The organism is Candidatus Margulisiibacteriota bacterium (assembly GCA_028706105.1).
In the GTDB taxonomy this organism is placed as follows: Bacteria; Margulisbacteria; Riflemargulisbacteria; order GWF2-35-9; family DYQY01; genus DYQY01.
This window is the reverse complement of the sequence record JAQWCF010000126.1, coordinates 1-3,703: the sequence shown is the minus strand read 5'-3', so window position 1 is coordinate 3,703 and position 3,703 is coordinate 1. Positions and strand designations below refer to the sequence as shown.

Here is a 3,703-nt window from a genome sequence, read left to right as displayed (position 1 = left end):
TCGTTAATGTTAAAATTTTTTGTTTCATCTTCTATTGTTTTTTATGTCTGCTTACTCTTTTCGGTTTTCAGCTTCCCCGTTTACAGTCTGCTGTGTCGTTTTTCAGCATAACCGCTAACGTTTCGCGTGTTTGTTTTGTTTGGGGGATTGGAACAATGTTCTATCCAACCGTTATAAAGCTACCCAAAAGCGGCGAACTTCCCAAATCTATCTCAGCCCAAATAAAATAAACACGCTGTTAGCTGCTGGCGTTTTATTAGGTTCTATCTTAATCGGATTTAACAAATAAATCATCGATTGCAAGATCTTCATTAAAACTATCAAGAATTGATTCATTTTTGTAATAACTATTATTACGATAGTCATCCGACTCATTTTCCCATTGCTTCATTTTATTTTCATCAATTATTTCGGCCCAATAAGCTTCGTCTATTTCAATTCCGAAATTGTGATTAAATGCAATATCTGGAAACAATTCTTTACTTAACTCGTTTTCAATTTCAGCTATTTCATCATATATTTCATTAGCGCCATCAATATCAGTTATATTTCCTTTCTTATCGTCTTTTAAATTATCTTCTGCGTTAAGCAATACGCTTTCAATCAGATTAATAAGTTTATTTGATCCACTTTCGGATTCTGAATAATCTTTGTAATCAAATCCAAACTCTTCAAACAACTTCGGTATTAACTTAGCGTCTTCAACCTCATCTATTGAAGCCATTATTCTTTCAACTAGTTTAATGAAGTTTTCTTTGATATATTTTCTTGTTTGAGGAGCATCACCTAGATTCAATAAAAAATATTCAATTCGAGGAAGAATGTAAGACCATTTTCCTTCGTAATCTAATTTCTGAATATATTCTAAGAGTAAAGTGTCGATATTTACTTGTTGACAATATTTACATAAAGATTCTAATATTATTGCATTTTTATTGTTTTCATTATTTAAGTAACCGCCAAAAATATTTGAAACTGTTATTTTTGATTGTGATATTCTATCTCGTATAATAATTTGTAATTCTTTTTCTAATGGAATTTTTGATTTGTCTTGATCAAAAACTTTTAATTGTTCAAAATATGTAATACTTGATATTATGCTCTTTCTTTCTTGAAAAGATTCAGAAACATGACCCATTAAAAAATCAAACAATGAAGGATTAATAAAATTAAAAATTCTTATCTGGGGACTTATAAAAGTATATAAAGTTGCATTAATAAATCCATTCAATAATGTTCTAATTGATTCGTTAAACTGATTTGCGTTGATAATCTGATTGTGTTCTTCTTTTTCATAAATTAATCTATTCTCAAATGCGTTAATTAAGTCGGTTTCATTTGATCCTGATTCAAAAGAAAATAGAGTTAACAATAAACATCTGTCTAGATAAGTAATTTGATTATTAAAAGAATAACGCCATATTTCCCTAGGATTGTTTAGATTATTTAAAATAAATTGGTGATATAAAGTAGCAGTGAATTGCTCTATTTTTGAGTTATCTGTAATGAATTCTATGATTCTAGGAGTGTAATTCTTATGTTGAATAATAATCTTATAGAATTTGTCATTTAAGATACTGCTATATAGTTCTTCTTTTACACCTTTAAAATATAAGTGGTTGTATAAAATCAATGCCTTTTCATACTTAGTGTAATCAGTTAATTTTATCTCAAATTGTTGACTTGCTAATTTTGAATGACTAATTTTTTCATAACGTTCTATAGCAAGATTTAGAATTACGGTGCGGGTTGTTAGTATTAAATATTTATTTGGAGTATTCCTAACTCTTTCTACAAAGGAAGTTAATTGAGTTTCCGTTTTATGTGAATTAACGATTTCAAAATAATTTGATCCTAAAAAGTCATCAAAGTAAAATAATTGTTTTTCTTCTCTGTTTGATGATAATACATCTTCAGCCTCTTTTATGTTCTCTACTTCATATATTTTAAATCCATTTCTAGCTCTATCAAAAATAATAATCTCAGCTAATGTCGTTTTTCCAATACCTGGTTGCCCTGTTATTAAAAGAACTTTTTCTTTTTGTAATATTTGATTTGCATCATCTAGTTTTTTTGTAACTACATAGAAAGAAATTTTTTCTCTTATTTTTTCTAATAAATATCTTGTTCTTCCTTCAATTGCATTATTAATTAAAGTATTGAAAACATTAACACTTGAAAACCAAAGTTTAAAGTATCTTTTTTCAATTTCACCAAACTCATCTAAAAAGCCATTTAAGTCTTCTTGTCCAAAAATATCATTTGAAGTTAAAACGAACGGAGAAAGATTTTCTCTTAATTCATCTTTATTTGAGGGAGAGAGTGGTAAAGATGTAACAATAATATATCTGTCAGGCTTTAAAAATCTAATCTTATCTAGCTCTTTATTTAGCAATGTATGTTTTAACTGCGCAAAGCCTGAACCTACATAATGTTTTACTTGCACAACAATTGAATTGTTGTTTTTAGGAGTTGAAAAACGTAAGTCAATTCCTTTGTCCTTACCAACCTTGAAATCCTGCAAATCAAGGCAATATTTGGCATTTAGCAAATCTTTAGAAATCTGTTCAAATTCCTTATCATTAAGTGTCGAGAAATTATAGTTACTCATATTATTATAAATAGACTTTAAGCCAACATTAGTATCTATACGCTTGCAGCTAACGGATGGCGGTATGTTTTGCGCCCCGTCGGGCGTGGATGTTATTTGTCCACCGTTACCCGTTAAATTGAAACTAAATGTTGCGTTATCAGCGGAATAGTGGGGCGTGAAATATACCGCGTGTTAGCAACTGGGTTTTGATTTTGTGTGGTGGAAATCTTAATAGCCCCTTAGGGCTAGGTGCGTGGGAAGATTGTAAGCTTATTGGCAAGCTTTTGGTCAAGGGTGGGCTTGTGCGGCTTGCCAATGTGCTTACAATGTGCGGTGGGTTTCCTTAACTCTTCACAATTTTCCCTAACGCTTCGAGTAGCTGGGGTTTTTCTTCTAACCCTATCTTTGCTACGGCATAGAATTCACTCATCCAGTCGTCAATTTTTGCAAATGCTGCATCCTTGGCTTTGGTGGCATCCTGCGATTCGCCTTTTTCTCTTAAATATTCGGCTCGTGCCTTTTCGAGCTCTGTTACCTTGGTGTTTGTGGCTGTTATATCCTCTGGGGTAATCTTTAGGCGGGCGAGCTTGCCCTGTATTTCGGTGTTGGTGGTAGCTACGGAGTAGAATTTCTTAACCGTTTCTATCCATTTTACATACGATTTTTGTAGAGAGCCATCGAGGGCAAGCTGTTTTAGTGTTACGGGGTCCTTTCGGAAAACTACTTTTGCTTTCTTGCGATGCAGGGAGTAAATGGTCTCTAGGTCTTTCTTTCTATTAGAAAAATCGGCGTAGGCTACCGAGGTTTCGTCGTCTTCGGTTTTGTTAAAGTCGAAAATGTTGCGGGTTTGTTCTAACAATTGTTTCCCTTCGGTAATTAATGCGCTATCATAGCCTAGGTCTGCCATAACGGTTGCAATTTCTGGCTGCTCTTGTACGTTCTCGAGCGCTACTCTGTAAAGTTCGAGCGTGCCTGCTTCGGTTGATTTTAAGTTTGATGCCATAATTTGTTGATTTTAGGGTTACTAATTAATGCAAACTATTTGTTGTGTGTTGCGTTTGAATTTTTCCCTGTTACATCTTCATTCCTACCCGCTGCATTTGCGTTCCT

General features: G+C 32.8%; 2 protein-coding genes. Both read right to left on the bottom strand.

Annotated elements, in window-relative coordinates; all coding sequences use genetic code 11:
- Positions 1-268: 268 nt before the first annotated feature.
- Positions 269-2,611, bottom strand: coding sequence for a restriction endonuclease (locus PHF25_09100; protein ID MDD4528165.1), 2,343 nt, complete (start codon positions 2,609-2,611; stop codon positions 269-271).
- A 325-nt stretch (positions 2,612-2,936) separates the two neighbouring features.
- A complete protein-coding gene (locus tag PHF25_09095) occupies positions 2,937-3,596 on the bottom strand; it encodes a hypothetical protein (GenBank protein ID MDD4528164.1) in 660 nt (219 codons plus the stop codon).
- Between the last annotated feature and the right edge of the window lie 107 nt (positions 3,597-3,703).